At 66.7% G+C, this 22,325-nt stretch carries 20 protein-coding genes; 4 read left to right on the top strand and 16 right to left on the bottom strand.

Features of this window, described 5'->3' with window-relative positions; all coding sequences use genetic code 11:
* Positions 1-30 precede the first annotated feature (30 nt).
* Positions 31-768, top strand: a complete 738-nt coding sequence (locus R1H25_RS01310) for a pteridine reductase (protein WP_008265570.1) — start codon at positions 31-33, stop codon at positions 766-768.
* Between the two features lie 31 nt (positions 769-799).
* Here R1H25_RS01310 and folK read toward each other — a convergent pair whose 3' ends face one another.
* A complete protein-coding gene (gene folK, locus R1H25_RS01305) occupies positions 800-1,285 on the bottom strand; it encodes a 2-amino-4-hydroxy-6-hydroxymethyldihydropteridine diphosphokinase (RefSeq protein WP_049447821.1) in 486 nt (161 codons plus the stop codon).
* 91 nt (positions 1,286-1,376) lie between these two features.
* Here folK and R1H25_RS01300 point away from each other — a divergent pair, with 91 nt between their 5' ends.
* Positions 1,377-2,117, top strand: a complete 741-nt coding sequence (locus R1H25_RS01300) for a 20S proteasome subunit A/B (protein ID WP_164158801.1) — start codon at positions 1,377-1,379, stop codon at positions 2,115-2,117.
* 80 nt (positions 2,118-2,197) lie between these two features.
* Here the strand turns inward: R1H25_RS01300 and R1H25_RS01295 are convergent, their stop codons facing one another.
* From R1H25_RS01295 to R1H25_RS01280, 4 genes are all read right to left on the bottom strand, one after another.
* Positions 2,198-3,709, bottom strand: coding sequence for an ATP-binding protein (locus R1H25_RS01295; RefSeq protein WP_057499318.1), 1,512 nt, complete (start codon positions 3,707-3,709; stop codon positions 2,198-2,200).
* 4 nt (positions 3,710-3,713) lie between these two features.
* Entirely contained in the window at positions 3,714-4,154 is a 441-nt protein-coding gene (locus R1H25_RS01290) for a response regulator (protein ID WP_005411057.1), read from the bottom strand.
* Positions 4,151-5,968 (bottom strand): ATP-binding protein, encoded by a 1,818-nt coding sequence (locus R1H25_RS01285; protein ID WP_057499319.1) that lies wholly within the window; start codon positions 5,966-5,968, stop codon positions 4,151-4,153. Before R1H25_RS01285 ends, R1H25_RS01290 begins: the two co-directional genes overlap by 4 nt.
* 201 nt (positions 5,969-6,169) lie before the next feature.
* Complete coding sequence (locus tag R1H25_RS01280; RefSeq protein ID WP_317222393.1) at positions 6,170-6,553, bottom strand: BON domain-containing protein; 384 nt, start codon at positions 6,551-6,553, stop codon at positions 6,170-6,172.
* 170 nt (positions 6,554-6,723) lie between these two features.
* Here R1H25_RS01280 and R1H25_RS01275 point away from each other — a divergent pair, with 170 nt between their 5' ends.
* The gene (locus tag R1H25_RS01275; protein ID WP_317222391.1) at positions 6,724-7,767 is read left to right on the top strand and encodes an oxidoreductase; all 1,044 of its coding nucleotides are present in this window, start codon (positions 6,724-6,726) and stop codon (positions 7,765-7,767) included.
* A gap of 184 nt (positions 7,768-7,951) precedes the next feature.
* On the opposite strand, the gene gnd is transcribed toward R1H25_RS01275, so the two are convergent.
* The 8 genes from gnd to R1H25_RS01235 form a co-directional block, all read right to left on the bottom strand.
* The gene (gene gnd / locus R1H25_RS01270) at positions 7,952-8,857 is read right to left on the bottom strand and encodes a phosphogluconate dehydrogenase (NAD(+)-dependent, decarboxylating) (RefSeq protein ID WP_317222390.1); all 906 of its coding nucleotides are present in this window, start codon (positions 8,855-8,857) and stop codon (positions 7,952-7,954) included.
* Positions 8,858-8,867: 10 nt separating this feature from the next.
* Positions 8,868-10,106, bottom strand: coding sequence for a hypothetical protein (locus R1H25_RS01265; protein ID WP_373695543.1), 1,239 nt, complete (start codon positions 10,104-10,106; stop codon positions 8,868-8,870).
* 17 nt (positions 10,107-10,123) lie between these two features.
* Positions 10,124-10,714 carry a DUF2242 domain-containing protein gene (locus R1H25_RS01260; RefSeq protein ID WP_317222388.1) on the bottom strand — a complete coding sequence of 197 codons (591 nt, stop codon included), beginning with the start codon at positions 10,712-10,714 and terminating at the stop codon, positions 10,124-10,126.
* A 242-nt stretch (positions 10,715-10,956) separates the two neighbouring features.
* Positions 10,957-13,134, bottom strand: a complete 2,178-nt coding sequence (locus tag R1H25_RS01255) for a carboxy terminal-processing peptidase (RefSeq protein WP_049447829.1) — start codon at positions 13,132-13,134, stop codon at positions 10,957-10,959.
* Between the two features lie 256 nt (positions 13,135-13,390).
* A complete protein-coding gene (gene lipA / locus R1H25_RS01250; RefSeq protein WP_049447830.1) occupies positions 13,391-14,401 on the bottom strand; it encodes a lipoyl synthase in 1,011 nt (336 codons plus the stop codon).
* A gap of 18 nt (positions 14,402-14,419) precedes the next feature.
* Complete coding sequence (gene lipB / locus R1H25_RS01245; protein WP_049447831.1) at positions 14,420-15,130, bottom strand: lipoyl(octanoyl) transferase LipB; 711 nt, start codon at positions 15,128-15,130, stop codon at positions 14,420-14,422.
* Complete coding sequence (locus R1H25_RS01240) at positions 15,118-15,396, bottom strand: YbeD family protein (protein ID WP_005411067.1); 279 nt, start codon at positions 15,394-15,396, stop codon at positions 15,118-15,120. Before R1H25_RS01240 ends, lipB begins: the two co-directional genes overlap by 13 nt.
* Positions 15,397-15,565: 169 nt before the next feature.
* A complete protein-coding gene (locus R1H25_RS01235; RefSeq protein WP_049447832.1) occupies positions 15,566-16,558 on the bottom strand; it encodes a CsgG/HfaB family protein in 993 nt (330 codons plus the stop codon).
* Positions 16,559-16,899: 341 nt separating this feature from the next.
* Between R1H25_RS01235 and R1H25_RS01230 the strand changes: the two genes are divergently transcribed.
* Positions 16,900-17,973, top strand: coding sequence for a lipid A deacylase LpxR family protein (locus tag R1H25_RS01230; RefSeq protein ID WP_317222386.1), 1,074 nt, complete (start codon positions 16,900-16,902; stop codon positions 17,971-17,973).
* 124 nt (positions 17,974-18,097) lie between these two features.
* On the opposite strand, the gene R1H25_RS01225 is transcribed toward R1H25_RS01230, so the two are convergent.
* The 3 genes from R1H25_RS01225 to mltB all read right to left on the bottom strand — a co-directional run bounded on the left by R1H25_RS01225 (position 18,098) and on the right by mltB (position 21,834).
* Positions 18,098-19,318, bottom strand: a complete 1,221-nt coding sequence (locus R1H25_RS01225) for a D-alanyl-D-alanine carboxypeptidase family protein (RefSeq protein WP_049447834.1) — start codon at positions 19,316-19,318, stop codon at positions 18,098-18,100.
* 99 nt (positions 19,319-19,417) lie between these two features.
* Positions 19,418-20,692, bottom strand: coding sequence for a septal ring lytic transglycosylase RlpA family protein (locus R1H25_RS01220; RefSeq protein WP_049447835.1), 1,275 nt, complete (start codon positions 20,690-20,692; stop codon positions 19,418-19,420).
* Complete coding sequence (mltB, locus tag R1H25_RS01215) at positions 20,689-21,834, bottom strand: lytic murein transglycosylase B (protein WP_317222385.1); 1,146 nt, start codon at positions 21,832-21,834, stop codon at positions 20,689-20,691. The genes R1H25_RS01220 and mltB overlap by 4 nt, the downstream gene beginning before the upstream one ends.
* Positions 21,835-22,325: the final 491 nt, after the last annotated feature.

Here is a 22,325-nt window from a genome sequence, read left to right as displayed (position 1 = left end):
ACAGGATAGCCGAGCCTTGGAGGACCCTCGATGAGCGATACCCACCCCGTGGTCCTGATCACCGGCAGCGCGCGCCGGATCGGTGCGGCCATCGCCCGCCAGTTCCACGCCTGTGGCTGGTCGGTGGTGCTGCATGCCAACACCTCCAGCGCCGAGCTGCAGCAGGCCGCGTTCGATTTCGACAACGTGCGCCCCGGCAGCGTGCTGGCCCTGCAGGCCGACCTGCGTGACGCCGACGCCTTGCCCGACCTGGTGGAACAGGCCGTCACCCACTTCGGGCGGCTGGATGCGCTGGTCAACAACGCCTCCAACTTCTTCCCCACCCCGCTCGGCCAGGTCACCGCCGAAGCAATGGACGAGTTGTATGCGGTCAATGCGCGCGCGCCGCTGCTGCTGTCACAGGCGGCGGCGCCCTACCTGCGCCGCCAGCAGGGCTGCATCGTCAACCTGACCGATCTGCACGGCACCGACCCGATGCGCGACCACATCGCCTACACCATGGCCAAGGCCGCGCTGGAGATGGCCACCCGCTCGCTGGCGCTGGAGCTGGCGCCGAAGGTGCGGGTCAATGCAGTCGCGCCGGGTGCGATCCTGTGGCCGGAACAGGGCAAGGATGATTTCGCCCGCGAAGCGCTGCTGGCACGCACGCCGCTGGCACGGATCGGCACGGTCGAGGAGATCGCCGAGGCAGTCTACTGGCTGGTGGCCGAAGCCAGCTTCGTCACCGGCCACACCCTGCGCGTGGATGGTGGGCGCACAGTAAGTTGAGGTAGTGCCGGCCGCTGGCCGGCCACCTCCCTCATTCCAGGTCCACCACCTCGAACGCTTCGCCAAACTGCGCGTGCGCACGCCACAGCGTAGCCAGGTCCTGGCAACTGACCGGATCGATGAAGTCCGGCGCGATGTCGGCCAGCGGCTTCAGCACGAAGGCATGCTTCAGCTCCGGGCGCGGAATGCGCAGGTGGCCGGGCCCTTCCACCACCAGGTCGCCATAGAACACCACGTCGATGTCCAGGGTCCGGTCGGAGAAGCGCGGCCCGCTGCGGTCGCGGCCATGCGCGTCTTCCAGCGCATGCAGCCAGTCGTCCAGTTCCTGCAGGGGCAGGTCGGTCTCGATCGCCACCGCATTGTTGAGGAAGGCCGGACCATCGAAGCCGACCGCGGCAGTGCGGTAGGCGGGCGACACCTGCAGTGCGCCGAAGCGCTCGCGCAGGGCCGTCACCGCGGCGTGGAGGTAGCGGCGGGGCTGGACGTTGCTGCCCAGGCTCAGGAGCACGGTGGTCATGCGGTTCAGGTGACGGCACTTGGGGGGCGTGGACATGCCGTCGTCACGGCGGCCTGCCTACAATCCGGGACGCACATGATAGGGCACCGACATGACCTATTGCGTTGGAATCGAGGTGGACGAGGGCCTGGTCTTCGCTGCCGACACCCGGACCAATGCCTCGCTGGACGATGTGCGCGTGCATCGCAAGCTGCACGTGTTCGAGTACCCCGGCCAGGCAGCCTACGTGCTGATGGCGGCTGGCAACCTGGCCACCACCCAGCTGCTGGTGTCGCGCCTGGGGCGCGACGCTGGTGAACGGCGCACGCCCAACCTGCGCGACATGACCCATCTGTTCGAAGCTGCCGAGTACGTCGGCCAGCTGCTGGTGGACAGCCAGGTGCACAGCAGCCACAGCGAACACGGCCATGACGGGGTCAACACCCAGGCCACGCTGATCTTCGGCGGCCAGATCGCCGGCGAGCGGCCTGGGCTGTACATGATCTACCCGCTCGGCAACGCCATCGCCGCTTCGCCGGAAACGCCCTACCTGCAGATCGGTGAGTCCAAGTACGGCAAGCCGATCCTCGACCGCATCCTCAGCCCGGCCACGCGCCTGGAGGATGCCGCGCGCACGGCAATCGTCTCGCTGGACTCCACCATCCGTTCCAATCTGTCGGTGGGCCTGCCGATCGACCTCGCTCTGCTGCGCGACGGCGAGCTGCGCATCGGCCAGCAGCTGCGCCTGGGCGCGGATTCGGCGTTGTATGCCGACATCCACCAGAACTGGTCGCGGCGGCTGGAACAGGCGGTGGACGCCCTGCCGCGATTCCCCTGGGAAACCGTGCTGTAGAGCCGAGCCCATGCTCGGCTGTCGAGGTCGATGCGAACAGCAGCCGAGCATGGGCTCGGCTCTACAGAACCCCAGCGGTATCAGCCCAGCGCTTCGGCCACCGCGCGGAACACCTGCTGCATCTGCAGCGGCTTGCGCAGCACGTGCACCTGCACGCCAGCGGGGAATGCATCGGCCGCCACCTCCACCGCTGCGTCTTCCAGCACCAGCGCCGGGCCGCGATAGCCCAGTGCTGCCATCTCGCCCAGCAACTGGCTGGCCGGCAGCAGCTTGGAGCCGGCGTCGGCGATCACAAGTGCCGGCAACGCCTCCTGCTGCATCCAGCGCAGCGCGGCCGGGCCGTCGGACGCCAGCTGCAGCTGGTAACCCTGGCTGGACAGCGCATTGCCCAGCAGCGAAAGGCGGGTGGCCTCACCATCGACCACCAGGATCGACTGGCCGCTGCCCAGCGCTACCAGCTGCTCGATCGGCTCGCTGCCATCAATGGCGTCGTGCATCGGGAGCCGCAGTTCGAAGCAGGTGCCCTGCCCCGGCTGGCTGCTGACGTGGATGCTGCCGCCGGCGCCTTCAACAATGCGCTTGCAGGAGATCAGGCCCAGGCCGGTGCCATCGGCCTTGGTGGTGAAGAACGGATTGAACAGATGCGACAGTGTGTCCGCATCCATGCCGATCCCTTCGTCGGCCACCCGGATGTGCATCCAGTCCACGCCATCGCGCTGGCCGGCATGGCTGGCAGTGAGGCTCAAGCGGCCCCCGTTCGGCATCGCCTGGATCGCATTGAGCGCCAGGTTCAACATCACCTGCTGCAGTTCGGTGTAGTTGGCGTCGACCACCAGGCCCTCGTCCTGCACCTGCAGTTCCAACCGCACCGCATCGGGCACATTGCTGCGCAACAGCAACGCCACCGCATCGAACAGGCCATCGATCTCGATGCGCTCGCTCGGCTTGCGCGAGCCGCGCACGAACGACAACATCGATTCGGCCATCTCGTGCCCACGTCGGCCGCACTCGGCGATGACATCGGCCAGGTGGTGCAGCTGCGGATCTTCGGTACGCGCCTTCAGCAGGTCCGGCATGATCAGCAGCGGCTGCAGGATGTTACGCAGGTCGTGGCTGAGGCCGGCGGCGAGCAGCGACAGGCTTTCCAGACGCTGCGCGCGCATCAGTTCGGTTTCCACCCGTGCGCGCTCTATGGCGCTGCGGGCATCGCGGATCGCACGCGCCACCGCCGACGGCAGGCGCGCCGGCAGGTGCTTGATGATGTAATCGTTGGCGCCCTTCTGCAGCGCCGCCACCGCGTTCTCCTCACCCATGGTGCCGGAGACGAAGATGAAGGGCACTTCCGGTGAGGTCTCGCGTACGATGCGCAGCGCGTCGTCACCGGAGAACCCCGGCATGCTCAGGTCGGACAGCACGATGTCCGGCTGGAACGCGGCCAGTGCCTGGCGTAGTTCAGCCTCGCTCTCGACCCGCTCGAAGCGGGCGTCCAGCCCCGCATCGAGCATCTGTTCGGACATCAGCTCGGCATCTTCCGGTGAGTCCTCCACCAGCAGGATGCGCAGCGCCCCCAGGGCGGGACCGGTCAAGGGCATGGGCTCACTCGAGTTCCGGTGCCTGGTTGATCAACGCCCAGAACTTGCCCAGGGTCTGCACCGCGCCGAAGAACTGGTCCACATCCACGGGCTTCACCACATAGGCGTTCACGCCCATGTCCCAGCTGCGGGCCAGGTCGCTTTCCTCGCGCGAGGACGACAGGATCACCACCGGCAGGCGCTTGAGCTCTTCATGCTCGCGGATCTGCCGCAGCACTTCCAGGCCATCCATGCGCGGCATCTTGATGTCCAGCAGCAGCACCGCCGGCAGGCCTTCCTCGCGGTTGGCGAAGGCACCGCGGCGCAACAGGTAGTCCATCACTTCCACGCCATCCTCGACGTGCACGATGGGGTTGGCCAGACGCGCCTCTTCCAGGGCGTCGATCGCCATTTCGGCATCAGCCGGGCTGTCTTCGGCAAGAAGAATGGTGCGCAGAGTCGTCATGCAGAGGGACCTTGTTTGTCCGCGTCGATCGCGGGAGGCAGGTAGAAGTGGAAGGTGGCGCCGACGTCCGGTTCGGCCTCGGCCCAGATACGGCCGCCATGGCGGGTCAGCACGCGGCGCACGCTGGCCAGGCCGATGCCGGTACCCGGATAGTCGCTGGCCTTGTGCAGGCGCTGGAAGACACCAAACAGCTTGCCGGCGTAGGCCATGTCAAAGCCTGCACCATTGTCGCTGACCGTGAACTGATGACCGCCGTCAGGCTGCGGCTGGTAGTCCACGCGGATCTTTGCCGGTTCGCGGTTGCCCGAGTACTTCACCGCGTTGCCCAGCAGGTTCAGCCAGACCTGGCGGATCATGTTCTCATCGCCCACCACGATCGGCAGCGGCGCGATGCTCCACTCCACATGGTGCGCATGGCCGCTGCTCTCGGCCTCGGCCTGCAGGTTGGAATCGAGCATGGCGCGGGTATCGGCCACCAGCGACTGCATGTCCACCGTCTGCTGGCGCATTGCCGCGCGGCCCAGCCGCGAATAGACCAGCAGGTCATCAATCAGTGTCGCCATGCGCCGCGCCGAACTGGAGATCACCTCCAGGTAATGGCGGCTCTTGTCATCGGCGGCGTCGCCCAGATGGCGTGACAGCTTGTCGGAGAATCCAGCAACGTGGCGCAGCGGCGCGCGCAGATCGTGCGAGACCGAATAGCTGAAGGCTTCCAGCTCCCTGTTGACCTCGGAGACCTGCGCAACCTTGCCTTCCAGCTGGCGGTTCAGTTCCTCCACCCGCAGTTGCACGGCACGCTGCACGGTGACGTCGCTGACAGTGAGCAGCACCACTTCGTCGTCGGTGTCCGGCAGCGGCATGCGCCGCGCGTTGAGCAGCATGTAGCGCACCATGCCATCGGCAGCGCGCTGTTCATGCTCGAAGTCCCACAGTTCGCGGCCGCGCAGCAGCACATCGGACAATCGCTGGCGCATCACCGGGTCTTTCCACGCGCCATCGCCGACGGTGTCCAGCAACAGGCCATCGGCGCGCTCATCCTGCAGTCCATACAGCTCGGCGAAAGCCGGATTGTGCAGCTGCACGCGCAGGTCGCGGTCAAGCAGCACAATGGGTTCGCGCACGGTCTGCAGCACCGAGGCTGCACGTGCGGCCGAACGCAGCGACTGCCGTTCGGCATGCAGGCGGCGGCCGATCTGTCGTTGCAGCAGCCACAGCACGAGGCCAAGCAGGGCCAACTGCACCACCAGCGAACTCCACGACACCAGCTCGGTCTGCCTGCGCTGGCGAGCGGCCTGCTCGGCGCGCTGTGTCAGCAGTTTCTGTTCGCTGGCCTGCAGCTCCTCCACCAGGCCACGGATCGGATAACGCGTGCTCAGGTCCTGCACCAGCTCGCGCTGGTCACTGTTGGGCTCGGACTTTGCCAGTTCGCGGGCAAGCGCCATGCGCCCTTCCAGCATCGACTCGATGCGGCCGATGCGGATCAACTGCTCGGGATTGTCGCGGGTCATCCGTCCCAGTTCGGCCAGGCGACCGGGGAGCTCATTGGCCTTGGCCATGCGTTCGCGCAGGCCCGGCGCGTCCACACCCTTGGACAGGGTCAGCGCAGCCGATTCGACATCGCGCACATCGGCCTGCAGCTGCTGCAGGGCCACACCGACGGCCTGGGTATGGTTGACCCAGGCCATCGCGTCTTCACTGTCCTGCTGCAGGTGGCGCAGGGTCAACCACGGCACCACGATGATCGCGGCAGCGGCCAGCGCCAAAGCCGGCAACCGCCAGCGGTCCCAGATGTCGTCACTGAAAACCAGCGCCATAGTTCCTCGTCAGCACAGCCGCAAAGCGTCTGCCGTTACCGGCCCCCACTGCGGCGGAACCGGCAATATAGCGCAGGCGGTCACAACTCTGGAATTTCCAGCGTGGCTGGCTGAACGGGTTCGAAATCGGGCGCTGGAGCGCCGAGCCCGGGCTCGGCCCCAGGCAACAGCGGGCGCCCCATGCCGGGGCGCCCACCGGGGTCAGCGCTTGGCAGCAGCGCTGACCTTCAATGCAGCGGCATCGACGCGGGTCACGCCCTTGATGCCCTTGGCGGTGGTCACCGCCTTCTCCTTCTCGGCCTGGCTCGCCACGGCGCCACTGAGGCTGACCACGCCATTCACGGTTTCCACCTTGATTTCGGTGCCCGGAACGTTGCTGCTGGCCAGCAGATCGGCCTTCACCTTGGTGGTGATCCAGGTATCGGTTACCGGCTCGTTGGAGTCATGGCGATCGGCATGGGTCGCCGGATGGGTGCTGGTCGGCGGGCTCTTCGCGGCCGGATCCTTGGCGAATGCGGCGGAGGAAGACAGCGCCAGGCCCAGAGTCAGGGCGGAAGCAATCAGCGTACGGGTGGTATTGCTCATCGTGTCGTACTCCTTTGGTGTGTGCTGCCAGTCTGGACAAGCGCACGTGGAGCAGGCGTGGCGTTGCGGTCATGCCGCCGTGAATCGAAACGTTTCCAACGGCAACGGTTCAGTTTTGGCCTGCCACGGCCCGTCGTTTACCCTGCCCTTCCCACTGCCGGAACTCTGCCATGCGCCCCGACCTGCAACTGGCCCTGATCGGTTATGGCCTTGCCGGCCGCGCCTTCCATGCACCGCTGATCCAGCACACGCCGGGCCTGGTGCTGCACAGCATTGTCAGTTCGCAACGCGGCACCCTGCTGCGCGCGTTCAGCGACGTACACGTGCGCGCTACGCCGCAAGAGGTGTTCGACGATCCAGCAGTGGATGCGGTGGTGATCGCCACACCGAACCAACAGCACGCCCCGCTTGCGGTCGCAGCGTTGGCCGCCGGCAAGCACGTGCTGGTCGACAAGCCATTCGCGCTCGATGTCGCGGAAGCCGAAACGGTGCTGGCTGCCGCACGCGATGCCGGACGCATCGCCACCGTGTTCCAGAACCGGCGCTTCGATGCGGATTTCCTCACCCTGCAGGCGCTGCTGGCCGAAGGCACGCTCGGCGACGTGGCCGAATGCCACGCCCACTTCGACCGTTACCGCCCGCAGGTGCGCGAGCGCTGGCGCGAACAGGACGGCCCGGGAAGCGGCCTGTGGTACGACCTTGGCCCGCACCTGCTGGACCAGATGCTGGTGCTGTTCGGCTGGCCCGAGGCGGTCGATGCCGATCTGGCCGTGCAGCGCGAAGGTGGTACCGGCATCGACTACTTCCACGCAGTACTGCACTACCCGCGGCATCGCGCGATCATCCATTCCGGTTCGCTGGTTGCAGCGCAGACGCCGCACTTCAGCGTGCATGGCAGCAAGGCCAGCTGGATCAAGCACGGTCTGGACGTGCAGGAGGCGCAGCTACGCCGAGGTGTGGCACCCGGTGCGCCGGGCTGGGGGATCGACCCGCGGCATGGTGAGCTGGTGCGCTGCGACGCCGAGGACAATGTGCAGCGCAGTACCGTGGACAACCGGCCGGGCGACTACCGGCGGTTGTATGCGCAGTTCGCGGCGGCGATGCATGGCGATGGCGAGCCAACGGTGAGCGCGGTACAGGCGCTGCAGCTGATGCGGTTGCTGCAGGCCGGCATGGACAGCGCGCGTGAAGGCCGACGGGTCGCGTTGGACTGACCAGTAGATCCACGCCATGCGTGGATGACGTGGCAATGATCGGAGAGGGCTTTTGTAGCGTCGAGCCATGCTCGACTGGCTGCATGGGGTCAGAGCCTTTTCCTTCAGAAAAGGATCCGACCCCGATCTGCCTGGGGTCGGATCCCTTCGGCAACGCCGAAGGGCTCTGACCCCACCGCGGTGCTTACGACTTCTTGATGGCGTGGCCGCCGAATTCGTTGCGCATCGCCGACAGCAGGCGGTCGGTGAACGAATTGGATTCGCGCGAGCGCAGGCGTTCCAGCAGCGACAAGGTGATCACCGGTGCCGGCACGTCGAGTGCGATCGCTTCGGCCACGGTCCAGCGACCTTCGCCGGAATCCTCCACGTACGGGGCGATGCCATCCAGCGACGGATTGCGCTTGAGCGCTTCGGTGCTCAGGTCCAGCAGCCAGGAACGCACCACGCTGCCGTGGCGCCAGACTTCGGCCACCTGGGCCAGGTCCAGCTCCATCTCCTGCTTGCGCTCCATCAGCGCGAAGCCTTCGGCATAGGCCTGCATCATTCCGTACTCGATGCCGTTGTGGACCATCTTGGTGAAGTGGCCAGCACCGGACGGGCCGACACGGCCCCAGCCACGGTCTTCGGCCGGTGCCAGCGTGCGCAGCAGCGGTGCGATCTGCTCCACCACCGCCGCTTCGCCACCGACCATCAGGCTGTAGCCTTCCTGCAGCCCCCACACGCCACCGCTGGTGCCGCAGTCAACATAGCCCAGGTCGTCCTCGGCCAGCGCCTTGGCACGGCGGATCGAGTCCTGGTAGTTGGAGTTGCCGCCGTCGATGACGATGTCACCCTCGGCCAGGTGCGGGGTCAGCTGGCCCAGCGTCTGGTCGACGGTCTCGCCGGCCGGCACCATCAGCCACACCACGCGCGGTACCGGCAGCGCAGCCACGGCAGCTGCCAGCGAATCCACCACGTCCAGGCCGGCCTCGGCGGCGCGCTGGCGGGCGCCTTCGCCCGGGTCGTAGCCAACGACGCGGTGGCCGTCGCGATGCAGGCGCTGGGCCATGTTGGCGCCCATGCGGCCGAGGCCGATCATTGCAATGTCCATTGTTTCACCTTCATTTGGGGTCTAGGGTCAGGCTGCCTGGCCTGCCGGTAGCCGCGCAGTGGCGCAGCTGCGCCTCGCGCCAACGCCGGTAGAGCGTGGTATGCAGATTGTGCACCGCCAGGTCGATCGAAAACGGCGTTCGTGGGTTGCGATCAAGCAGGCGGGCGACGTGGTAGCCGATGGGACGTATACCGCGTGGGTGCACATAGATCACGAACTGCTGGTAGAACGGATCGTCCAGCAGCTGGTCCATGCGTGCCAGCGTGGCGTGGTAGCGCGGTTCCAGCCGTGCACGAAGGTCCGCATCGCGCTCGAACAGCAGGCGCTCGAAGTAGCGCTGGCCGATGCGCGGGATGTCCTGCGCGAGTTTCCAGAGTTCGGCATTGCGCTGGTCGTACCAGGCCAGCCCACCGTGCATCGCCAGTGCCTGCGCAGCGTCTGCCCCCACATCGACCACCACGAAGTTCTCGGCCTGGTTGCTCAGGTCGTCCAGCATGCCCTTGTCGTACACATGCTCGATGAAACCAGGCACACCGACGAACGCCTGGCGCCCCATCGCCGAGGTACGCACTGCCTTGCCATCGGCAAAGAAATCGCCGGCATGCGCGCCAAGCAGGATGCTGTCGGTCCCATGCAGGGCGAGGAAGGTGCCGATCGACAGCTCATCCGCAGCGAACTCCGTATCGAATGCTGCATCGCCATACAGCTCGCGTTGGGTGGCCAGCTGCGCGACCTGGCGACCGACACCACATTCGGCACGCACAGCACCAGTGTAGAAGGCCTGCAGCGCCTGACTGTTGCCTGCGCTGGGCACGAAGCCGCGACCGAAACTGCGCGTGCGCTGCCAGCCTTGCGCGCGCGGCCCCTGCAGGCCGAAGCCGATCCAGCCCAGCTGCGGGCCGGAGAAGCGGAAGGTGGGGTTGGCCTGCAATGCCGAGGCTGCACGGTGCGTGGCTGCGCCCAACTGGAAGGCATAGGCACAGACCGTCGCAGGGTCATCCAGCAGTTCCTGCAGCACTGCCTGGCGGGCCGCAGCGGGCATTCCGGCCGGCCACTGCACGCGCAGATCGCCCGCCGCCTGTGCTTCAGCCAGCGACGCGCGCGTGCATACCGGACCGCCATGCACCTGGGGTGCACTGACCATGGCCTCGTCGAAGCGCCATCCAAGCCGCTGCAGCAGGCCTTGCCTGCAGTCCGGCGCCATGGCCGCGCTGCCCAGCGCAGGCGCCAGCAGCAGAACCACGCCGATCAAACTGGCGCGCACCCTCAACCCTGGTCCGTGCTGGCCGGTGCAGGTTGCGGTAGCGCGGCCGGTGGTGGTGCGGGCGTGCCTGCAGTCGCCGGCAGGTACTGCTGCAGGCGCTGGAAGAAGCGCTGATAGAACCCGGCATCGGTGACCGTGCTGCTGGCCACTTTCACCAGCGAGTCGTCATTGCTGCCGAACGGCAGCGACACCGAGCCCAGCGCACCGACGCCGACACTGGCTGACGTTGGGCTCTTCTTCAGCGCATAGCGGTCCTGTACCGCGCTGACGAATACCAGCGTCTGGCTGCCACGCGGCGCGCAGGAAATGCGCAGCACCAGCTGCTCGTGGTCGTCTTCGCGCGGCTGGAAGTTCTTGTTGCCCTCCACCTGCGCTTCGTCGGAACGGGCGATGGCGTAGCCCTGGCTGAGCAGGGTGCGCCGCGCTGCTTCGCAGGCGTCGCCGGGACGACCGTCGACCGTACGCGAGAACGTGTCGCCGGAATCGAAGGATTCGCGCAGCAACGTGCTGTCGGCGGCGCGGCCACCACAGGCCGACAGGACCAGGGCGCTGCCAAGCGCCACAACAGCACTGGAAAGACGGGAGGCCCGCATGGGTACTCCTGCGAGGACGTTACCGCCAAGGGTAGTCCCGCGGCCGTGTGCGGCAGGTCGAAGCCGGCATGACCGGGTCACCCCGTTGCTGCCGGTTCATGCACGTAAAAGGGGACGGAGGGGATTAAGTCGTTTCCGGCACATGGATCGCCGGGCATGGCCCGGCGCTGACGGGACGGAGGCGCCCAAACGAAAAGGGGCCGGCAATGCCGGCCCCTCGAATACACACGCGTCCTGCCGGCTCAGTCGGCCCAGCGACCGGCGCCGGTGGACTGCGGCAGCACCTGTGCCGACAGCGGGCGGTCATTGGCCAGCAGGTTCACGGCGTCGGCCAGGATCGAGGCCGACTCGCGCAGCAGCGGGTCCGGACGCTTCTCGGCAGCCTTCTCGCGCGCGGCATCCTTGACGATGTCACGCTCGTTGCCGGTCAGGCCGTCATCGCTGCTGTCATCGGCCAGCGGGTCCAGGGCCAGGCCCAGTTCCTTGCGCTGCACCTGGCGCTCCTTGCGCTGGGTGTCCTGGCGCTCACGCTCGGCGCGGCGGGTGGCCTCGTTGAGCGAGATGTACTTCTTCGCGGCCTCGGTGCGGAACTGCTGCACGTCTTCGTTCCACCACTGGAACTCCTTGTCAGTGGCGATGCGGGTGTCGTGGCGGGTTTCCAGCTTCGGCAGCAGCGGCGCGAAGTTGCCGTACTGGGTGTGAGGCACGGCGGCGATGCGGGTCCACGGCAACGCGTTGTCGTAGGTGCTCTCGCCGAATTCGGTGGCATCGACACTGGCCGGGAAGGCCAGGTCCGGCACCACACCCTTGTGCTGGGTGCTGCTGCCGCTGATGCGGAAGAACTGGGCAATGGTCAGCTTGACCTGGCCGAAGCGCTGGGTCTCGCCGCTCGGCCAACGGTCGAGGTCGACGATGTTCTGCACGGTGCCCTTGCCGAAGCTGGTCTCACCGATCACCAGGCCACGGCCGTAGTCCTGGATGGCGCCGGCGAAGATCTCCGACGCCGAGGCCGAACCGCGGTTGATCAGCACTGCCAGCGGGCCATCCCACGCCACGCCCTGGTTGCGGTCGCTGTTGACGGTGACGCGGCCACCGGACTCACGCACCTGCACCACCGGGCCCTGCTCGATGAACAGGCCGGTCAGTTCGATGGCTTCATCCAGCGAACCACCGCCGTTGTTGCGCAGGTCCAGCACCACGCCATCCAGCTTGTCGTTCTTGAAACCGGCCAGCAGCTTGGCCACGTCGCGGGTGGCCGAGGCGTAGTCGGCCGCATTGCGGCGACGGCCTTCGAAGTCCTGGTAGAAGGTCGGCAGCTTGATCACGCCGATCTTGCGTGCCGGCTCACCGTTGGCGGCCGGGATGGTCATGGTCTCGCCCTTGGCAGCCTGTTCGGCCAGGCGCACCTTCTGGCGGGTCAGCACCAGGGTGTGGTGCTTGCCGTCGGCACCTTCGGCAGCCGGAATGAATTCCAGCTTGACCTGGGTGTCCTTGGCGCCACGGATCTTGGCCACGACATCGTCGATGCGCCAGCCGATCACGTCCTCGACCAGACCGGACTTGCCCTGGCCAACGCCAACGATGCGGTCACCCGGCTTCAGCGTGCCGTCCACTGCGGCCGGACCACCGGCAATGATCTCGCGGATCACCACCACATCGTCCTGGCGCTGCAGCTGCGCACCGATGCCTTCCAGCGACAGCGACATCGCCTGGTTGAAGTTCTCGGCGGTGCGCGGAGTGAAGTAATCGGTATGCGGATCAACCGCGCTGGTGTACGAATTCATGAAGAACTGGAAGACGTCTTCGCCCTTCAGCTCGTTGACCGACTTCTCCAGCGTCGCGTAGCGCTTGTCCAGCGTCTTGCGGATGTCGTCCGGCTTCTTGCCGGCCAGCTTCAGGCGCAGCCAGTCGTTCTTGACCGATTTGCGCCACAGCTCATCCAGTTCGGCGCTGCTGGCCGCCCACGGCACCTTCTTGCGGTCGTATTCGAAGCGCTCGTCGGTGGTGAAATCCGGCTCCTGCTTGAGCAGCTTGCGCGCATAGGCCACGCGCTCGCCGACCCGCTGCTTGTAGACCGCGAACACCTGGAACGCCGGCTCCAGCTCGCCGCCACGGATGGCCGAGGAGATGTTGGCTTCGAACGGCGCGAAGCGCGCCACGTCGGCCTGGGTGAAGTATTGCTTGCCGCCGTCCAGCGTCTCCAGGTAGCGCTTGAACACGTCCTTGGAGGTGGCCTCGTCCAGCGCGCGCGGGCGGTAGGCGTAACGGCTGTCGGACAGCAGGCCGTACACCAGCTTGGAGGTGGTCACCTGATCGGCGGTGGCCGCCGCGGGCAATGCGGGCGAGTCGGCCTTGGCCGCCAACGCCAGCGGCGCAACCAGCGCCAGGGCCATCAGGAATGCGGGGGCTTTGAATTTCATTGACGTGCTCGAAGGCGCCTTGCCAAGGGGGAGACTGCGGGGTGTTAGGACACCACGACAGTGCCGAAAGTTGCCGGGTTTGTCACCCGGCCGCGCTCGGTGGAAAACCAGCCTAGCCGGGCCGGTGTAGCAAATTGTGAATGCAGGCGAAGGCGTGCGGACCAACGGTCCGCAGCCACCAGGATGGTGGTGACACCCATTGGCAGCGCCGGGCCATGGCTGGCGAAGGCGTACGGACCAACGGTCCGCACCCATCTCAGGAAATGCCGGCGCCCTTGGCCTGTACGTCGGCGTGGTACGAAGAGCGCACCATCGGGCCGGAGGCCACGTGGCTGAAGCCCAGCTCGTAGCCGTAGTCTTCCAGCGCCTTGTAGTCCTCGGGGGTCCAGTACTTCAGCACCGGGTGGTGGTGCGCGGTCGGCTGCAGGTACTGGCCGATGGTGATCATGTCCACGTCATGCGCGCGCAGGTCGCGCATGGTGGCCTTGATCTGTTCGAACTCCTCGCCCAGGCCCAGCATGATGCCGCTCTTGGTCGGCACCTCCGGATGCTGCGCCTTGAAGTTCTTCAGCAGGTTCAGCGACCACTGGTAGTCCGCGCCCGGACGCACGTTGCGGTACAGGTCCGGCACGGTTTCGATGTTGTGGTTGAACACATCCGGCGGGTTCTGCGCCAGGATCTCCAGCGCGCGCTCCATGCGGCCCTTGCCACGGAAGTCCGGGGTCAGCACTTCGATGCGGGTGCCCGGCGACTTCTCGCGGATGGCGGTGATGCAGTCGACGAAGTGCTGGGCACCGCCGTCGCGCAGGTCATCGCGGTCGACGCTGGTCACCACCACGTACTTCAGGCCCATGTCGGCCACGGTCTGGCCGAGGCTGGCCGGTTCGTTGGCATCCGGCGGCTTCGGGCGGCCGTGGGCCACGTCGCAGAACGAGCAGCGGCGGGTGCAGACCTCGCCCAGGATCATGAAGGTGGCGGTGCCGTGGCCGAAGCACTCGTGGATGTTCGGGCAGCTGGCTTCCTCGCACACGGTCACCAGACGGTTCTCGCGCAGCTTGGCCTTCAGGTTCTGCACGGCATTGCCCGAGGGAATGCGCACGCGGATCCAGGACGGCTTGCGCAGCACCGGCGCGTCGGCGAACTGCACCGGCGAACGGTTGATCTTGTCACCGCCCAGCTGCTTGACCCCGGCCTGCAACGGCGCGGCGGACGGAGAGTCGCCCTGCACGATCTGCAGGGGAATGGAACGGGCGGTGGTTTCAGTCATGGCAGTTCCGGGGGGCGGTCAGGCGGCCGCAGAAAGATCAGGCAGTTCCGGCGTGTGCTGCAGCAGCAGGCCGAACTGGCGGGCCAGGTGGTCCAGCAGCACCGGCTTGACGGCATTCATCCCGGAGGGGCCGCCCAAGTCTACCACCGAGGTCACCTGCAACCCCTGATAGCCACAGGGGTTGATACGGTGGAAAGGTTCCAGGTCCATGGACACGTTGAACGCCAGGCCATGGAAGGTGCAGCCGCGGCGCACGCGGATGCCAAGCGCGGCAATCTTGGCGCCACCGACGTAGACGCCCGGAGCGCCCTCGCGGCGTTCGGCGCCGATGTTCCACTCGGCCAGGGTGTCGATGATGGCCTGCTCGATGCGGCACACGTAATCGCGCACACCGATGCCCAGCCGCGGCAGGCGCAGCAACGGATAGACCACGATCTGGCCGGGGCCGTGATAGGTCACCTGTCCGCCGCGGTCCACGTGCAGCACCGGGATCTCGCCCGGCGCCAGCACGTGCTCGTCCTTACCGGCCTGGCCCAGGGTGAACACCGGGTCGTGCTCGACCACCCACAGCTCGTCGGCGTCGGCATCGCTGCGCTGGTCGGTGAAGCGCTGCATGGCCCGCCACACCGGCTCATAGGCCTGGCGGCCGAGGTCGCGGACCAGGGCCGGACGCGGCGCGCGGTCCTCGGGGGCGGCTTGGGCCGGGCAGTTGTCGGCTACAGCGTCCACTTCACTTCCGGGTGGTCACGCAGTGCCTGGTGCGCCAGGTCGTACTGTTCGCGGCTCTCGGCCTTGAACACGATGCGGACGGACACGTACTTGCCGTTGGACGAATGCTTCCAGCTGATGCGCTCATTGACGACATCAATGCCGGCAGCCAGCAGCAGGCGGGGAAGCTCGTGCTCCAGGCCGCGGTTGGCCGGGCCCATTGCGCTGAGCTCGAACTGGCCGGGGAACTGGAAGCCGTGGTCGGGGTTGTCGGACTTGATTTCCATGGACCCATTATCGGGCCGCAGGGCAACAAACCCAAGAGTATTCATCAAAGTCAAAAGCGGCATCGGCGAGCCGCTGCGTTGCAGACGGCCTCCGCACTTGACGGAGCCGGCCCTTGCAGGCCGGTCCGGCAGGCGACGCGTGCCGGCACGGAACCGGCACGCGGGCGGCTTACTTGGCCGTTTCCATCAGGGTGGAATTGACCCAGCCCTTGTTGCCCATTTCGTCTTCCACTTCCCACATGGTGCCTTCCTTGACGCCGGTGGGGTACAGCAGCATGCCCGGCTCCAGCGAGCGCACCGGAGCGCCGGTGCCCTTGGCATTGGCCAGCAGGCGGCCGGCCTTGAGCATGGTCACGGCCTGGCCGGCGTTGGCCGCCGATGCATTGGCCGGCAGACCACCCAGCTCGGCCACCATGTTGGTGTAGGCCTGCAGGTAGGCCAGGGTGATCACCTGGCCGATTTCGGTGTTGGCATAGCCACCCACGCCCATTGCGCCGATGCCGCCACCGCCGAACAGGCCGCCACCGGCGCCCCAGCCCAGATCGGTCTTCTTGGAGTTGCCCTCGACGATGGCCACCTGCTCGGAAGAGCGTACGTCGGTCAAGGTCAGGGTCACATCCGCGGTCTTGCTGCGGAAGTTCAGGCCGCCGACCACGGCGCCGGCCTTGCCGCCGATCAGGCCGCCCAGCAGGCCACCAATGGCGTTGCCGCTGGCATTGCTGTTCTGCGAGATCAGGTCCGGCACCAGCACGTAGTCGGCGGCGCGGATCTGGCCCTTGCCGATGTTGGAACGACCACGCAGCTGGCCTTCGCTGGCCAGCGCGCGCTCGGCCTGGGCTGCGGCCATGCCGACGCCACGGTCCACCAGCGTGAAGCACTTGGATTTGTTGACGAAGACCTTGATGAGCTTCGAAGGCGCCGGCAACTGCTGGCCGGTCCACCAGTTCACCACGTCTTCCGGCTCGATCACCGAGATGGAACCCAGCGGCTTGGTGCAGACCGGAATCTCGGCCTGGCCCTTCTTGCTCTGTTCCTGGGCCGAGGTGCGGCTGTTGGCGAAGCTGTCGCGCAGACCCGCCGACGCCGGGGCACTGACGGCCACCAGACCGGCACCCAGCAGCGCGCAGGCCAGCACATGGGCGAGCGAATTCGATTTGTTCATATGAGTCATCCAGCACTTCGCCGACGGCGAAGCACAATCCATGGGTTGAGAAAGGGTCTGGGACCTGAATCCTTTGGCGACGCCCCCCAGGCGTCGGCGCAGAGAATAGGGCATGGACGGCCCCAACCACAACCGCAGCTGACTGAAGATGCTGGTGCCGACACGCGTGGTCCGATCCCGCCACTCAACACCGCGCGATCCCGACCCACCTCATGTATCGCATTGTGTCAGGTGGACAATGTTGTTTTCGGAACAGACAAGTGACCGCCGTGTAGTCGTTTCAACCGCCGCCTGGGGGTACCGTGTCGCGGCATAAAACGACAAAAGAATCCGCCCCACCCATGAGCCCCCCTTCCCAACGCCGCCTCACGGCCCTCGGGCTGTCCGGCCTGCTCGCTGCCGCCCTCCCGCTTGCCGCCCAGGCCGCCGAACAATGTGGTCCGGACGCAATGCGCGACCACCCACCGCAGATCAACTTCCGCGTCGACAACGACCTGTTCGGTGGCCGCCACCAGGACCAGGGGTACACCAACGGCGCGCAGCTGACCCTGGTCTCGCCGAACCTGGTCGACTACACCGACGACCCGTGCCTGCCGCGCATGGCACGCTGGGTGAACCAGTATCTGGAAGGCCTGCACCCCGGCAGGTTCGAACAGCAGAACATGATCTTCAGCATCGGCCAGGGCATCTTCACCCCGACCGATCCGGCCCGCCGCGATCTGATCAAGGATGACCGCCCCTATGCCGGTGTACTGATCGCCAGCTTCGGCTTCAACGCGCGCAGCGGCGACCGCCTGCAGACCACCCAGCTGACGCTGGGCGTGGTCGGCCCGTGGGCCCAGGGCAAGCAGGTGCAGGACGCGGTGCACAACATCCTGGGCGACAAGAAGTTCGAGGGCTGGGACAACCAGCTGCGCAACGAGCCGCTGTTCATGCTGACGCACGAGCGCATGCGCCGCTGGCCGGCCGATGCCAGCATCAATGCCGGCGGCTGGGGTTGGGATGCGATCAGCCACTACGGTGGTGCGATCGGCAACCTGGAAACCAAGGCCAATGCCGGTGGCGAAGTGCGTTTCGGCTGGAAGCTGCCCGATGATTTCGGCAGCACGCCGTTGCGTCCGGCCGGTGAGAACACGGCGCCGACGCGTGGCGGTCGCCCCAATGGCTGGTCATGGCACATGTTCGTGACCACCGACGCGGCGTGGATGATCCGCGACATCACCCTGGACGGCAACACGTTCCGCAGCAGCCACAGCGTGGACAAGCGCCACGTGGTGGCCCAGGGTGGCTACGGCATGGCGCTGATGTACGGCCGCTGGAAGTTCGCGGTAGCGCGCTACCACAGCACCCGCGAGTTCTACGGCCAGCGCGAAGCCCCCGTGTTCGGCAGCTTCACCATCAGCCGCTCGCTGTAAGCGCCATTTGTAGAGTCGAGCCATGCTCGACTGCATTCAACCTCAGTCGAGCATGGCGCGACTCTGCAAAACGGAAAAGGCCGGCATTCGCCGGCCTTTTCCGTTCACCACGCCAGGGCGTGGATCATTCCGATTCCCACCACATCCAGAAGCTGTCCCACAGGCGCTTGAAGAAGCCAGCCTGTTCGACGGCGGCCACGGCCACCAGCGGTGCCTCAGCGATGACCTTGCCATCCAGGGTGACCTTCACGGTGCCGATCTGCTGGCCGGCGGTGAACGGTGCTTCCAGGGTCTTGGGCACGTCGATGCTCGGCTTCAGGTCGTTGTAGCGGCCGCGCGGCACGCTCACCAGCATCGGCTGGGCCACGCCCAGCTGCACCTTGTCGGTGGTGCCCTTCCAGACCTTGTGCTCGGCCACGGCCTTGCCCGGCTCGTACAGGCGGTGGGTCTCGAAGAAGCGGAAGCCCCAGTTCAACAGCGCAAGGCTGTCATCGGCACGCTGCTTCTCCGACGCACCGCCCAGCACAACGGCAATCAGGCGCTGGTCGCCACGCTGGGCCGAGCTCATCAGGCAGTAGCCGGCTTCGGAGGTGTGGCCGGTCTTGATGCCATCGACGCTGCCATCGCGCCACAGCAGCAGGTTGCGGTTCGGCTGCTTGATGTTGCCGACCTGGAATTCCTTGATCTTGTTGTACGCGTAGGTTTCCGGGTAATCACGCACCATCGCGCGGCCCAGCAGCGCCAGGTCGTAGGCGGTGCTGTGGTGGCCCTGCGCGGTCAGGCCGTGGGCGTTGACGAAGTGCGAGTCCTTCATGCCGATCTTGGCGGCGTAGCTGTTCATCAGCGACGCAAAGGCTTCTTCGCTGCCGGCCACGTGCTCGGCCAGGGCAATCGCGGCGTCATTGCCGGACTGGATCGCCATGCCCTTTTCCATGTCTTCCAGGCGTGCAGTCTGGTTGACCGGGAATCCGCTGTAGCTGCCGTCGGTGCCGGCGCCACCTTCGCGCCAGGCGCGCTCGCTCATCATTACCTGGTCATCCGCACGGACCTTGCCGTTCTTGACCTCGGCGGCGATCACGTAGGACGTCATCACCTTGGTGATGCTGGCTGGAGCCAGCTGCTCGTGGACGTTCTCGCCAGCCAGTACCTGGCCGGTGGCGTAATCCATCAGGACCCAGGCCTTGGACACGCTCGGCGCCGGGGCCGGCGGAGTGGCGACGGTAGCCGGGGCGGCAGCGGCGGCGGCAGGCGCCGGCGTGGCCGGGGTCGGCAGCGGGGTCTGGGCGGAAGCCAGGCCCACCACCAGGGTGGCGGCCAGGGCGGTGGCGGCGGAACGGAAATTCATTGGACAGCAGGCTCCAGGGGACGGCCGGGAATGGAGGGTGGAACGTAACGGCCATTGTAGGCCGGGGGAGCATGGGCCGGCAGCACCGGCCCGGGCGGATCAATCCTTCACGATCTGCGGCGAACCCAGGCCCAGACCGGCGATGCGGCCGGCAAGTTCCGCGGCACTGGCATGGTCGCTGGCGGGAACGCGCAGGCGGAACAGGGTACGGCCACCGGCGGCGATGTCGCTGATGGTAGCGCCGACAATGCCGGCGGCGTTGAGCTGGCCCATCGCACGGTTGGCGTTGTCGCGGTTGGAGAAGCTGGCCACCTGCACCATCACCGCGCCTACCACCTGCTGCGACAGGCTGGGGGTGGCCGGTGCGGTGCGGACGGGCGCCGGCGCAGCGGCGCGCGGCGTGGTGCTGGCAACAGCCGCCGGAGCCGGCGCATACGGCGCGCTGCGCACCGGCGGTGCACTCGGCGGCAGGCTGCTGACCGCCACATCCGGCACGGTGCTGGCCACGCCCTGGGTGGTGGCCGGCTGGCCACGCGCCGGGGCGCCATCGGTGGGCAGGCGGTTGACCAGGCGATCGATATCGCTGTCGGCGGAAGCACGCGGGGCCGCAGCCGGCCGCGCGCTGGCCACGGCGGTGGTTGCCGCCGCTTCGGCAGCACGACGCTCGCGACGCGACGGCTTCTGCGCCATCAGGTTGCTCTCGCCCGGCTGCAGCGCGCGCACTTCGACGTTGCCGGTGCCGCGCTGGGTGATGCCCAGGCGCACGGCGGCGGCATAGCTGAGATCAACCACGCGGCCATCGTGGAACGGGCCGCGGTCGTTGACGCGCACGATCACCGATTCGCCGTTGTCCAGGTTGGTCACACGGGCAAAGCTGGGCAGCGGCAGCGTCTTGTGCGCGGCAGTGAACTGGTACATGTCGTAGACCTCACGATTGGAGGTCAGGCGGCCGTGGAACTTGGCCCCGTAGTACGACGCGGTGCCGCGTTCGACATAGTTGCGGGTGTCGTCGAGCACCTTGTAGGACTTGCCCAGCACCACGTACGGGGTCTTGTTGCCGATCGCCGAGCGCTCTTCCGCGGTCACTTCCGGTTCGGGGATGCAGGCCACGTTCGGAATGTAGTCCGGCGTGCTGTCACGCACGCCCGGCTTGTAAAGGCCACCGGCGGTGTAGTTGCCGCGGGTGCTCAGGTCTTCCTTGGCCGCCGCATACGGCGAACCTTCCGGGCAGTGCGCCGGGCGCGAACCACGGCCCTGCACCAGCGTGCCACTGGACTTGCCACCATGGCCGGCCGTGGCCGGCTTCTTCGGCGCGCTGCTGCAGGCAGCCAGCGCGAGGACGATCAAGCCTGGGACCAGCCATCTGATGTTCATGCCGGGGGCAGCTCCTGTCCGGCGATGGCCTGGGACAACTGGAACACGGCCATCGCGTACATCTTCGAGAGGTTGTAGCGGGTGATCGCGTAGTAGTTCTGGAAGCCCAGCCAGTACTGCTTGCCGGTGCTGCCTTCCAGGGTGATCGGGGTGGCGGTGGCGCCCGGCTGCACCGGCGCGCTCGGCTGGTAGCCGCGCTGCGCCAGGTCGGCCAGCGACCAGGTCGGCATCCATTCGGTCGGATTGAACTCCTCGAGGCCCGGCGCCAGCGTGGCCGGCACGGCCACCTGCCCGCCACGCACCCAACCACCCTTCTTCACGAAGTAGTTGGCGATGGACGAGAACACGTCGTCGTAACTGGTGAACAGGTCGCGGCGGCCATCACCGTTTCCGTCCACGGCGTAATCGAGATAGCTGGACGGCATGAACTGGCCCATGCCCATCGCACCGGCATAGCTGCCCTTGAGCGTGGTGATGTCCAGGTTTTCTTCGCGGCCCAGCTCGAACAGCTTGGCCAGTTCATCGCGGAAGAACAGCTCGCGGCGTACTTCGCGCTCCAGCTTGGCCGGGTCGCCGCTGCGCGGGTAATAGAACGCCAACGTGTACAGCGCATCAAGCACGCGATGGCTGCCGGCATTCTTGCCGTAGCTGGTTTCCACGCCGATGATCGCCACGATCACTTCGGCCGGCACGCCGGTGCGCTGCTGCACGCGATCCAGTTCGGCGCGGTGCTGGGCCAGGAACGCACGGCCGCCATCGATGCGTGCCTTGCTGATGAACATCGGTCGATATTCATTCCACGGCTTGACCCGTTCGGCCGGGCGCGACATCGCGGCAATGATCGGCTGGCGCACCTGCGCCTGGTCGAGCACGCTGCTGATCTGCTCCGGCTTCAAACCATAGCGCTTGGCGGTATCGGCAATGAAGCGGGCCCGCGCGACCTCGAACGGCACCGGGGTGAGATCGACCGGCGGTGCGGTGGCAGCGGCGGCTTCGGGCGCGGCCTCGGCCGGGCCATGAGCCCTGGCGGCGGGTTGGCGTGGCGTACTGCTGGCCTGGGGCGAAGACGGTGGGGACTTCGGCTGGGTCGCGCAGGCGACCAGGCCGAGGGTAAGCATGCAGGCCAGAGTGCGTCGAATCATCGTCGCAGGTTAGCAGGTCATGGATGAATTAAAACCCCTAACACCATGAATCACAACGATTTGCCCGCGTTCAGCGGGAAATGTGAAGACGTCGTGATCAGGCTTCCCCATTCAGATAGAGGCTGCCGGTTGCGTCCCCATCCCCGCAGACGCAACCGGCGACCGGATCCGGTCGGTACCTGCGCGGCTGCCGCTCCCCAGTGGCAGTACCCCGCGCTCCCTGTACCCGTTGGATCAGTACTGCTTCCCGCCCGGCGCCCCCTGCGCTGCATCGATTGACGGCGCCCGTGCCGAACGGGCCGCCATTGTGCAGGCCGATTACGACAAGTCCATTGATCAAGATCAACGCGCTGTAAAAGTGTGAACCAGCTAACATTTTTTGCGGACTTTGGTCAGCGGGTGTGCTGCCGTGCATCGTTGTGAGAACGCTTCCACAACGGACGTTGCGCAGAGTCAGGAAGTTTCCGGCCAACGGCGCAGCCCCTCGTGGG

Source organism: Stenotrophomonas veracruzanensis, from assembly GCF_032911525.1.
Lineage (GTDB): Bacteria > Pseudomonadota > Gammaproteobacteria > Xanthomonadales > Xanthomonadaceae > Stenotrophomonas > Stenotrophomonas africana.
This window is presented reverse-complemented; position numbering and strand designations above follow the sequence as displayed.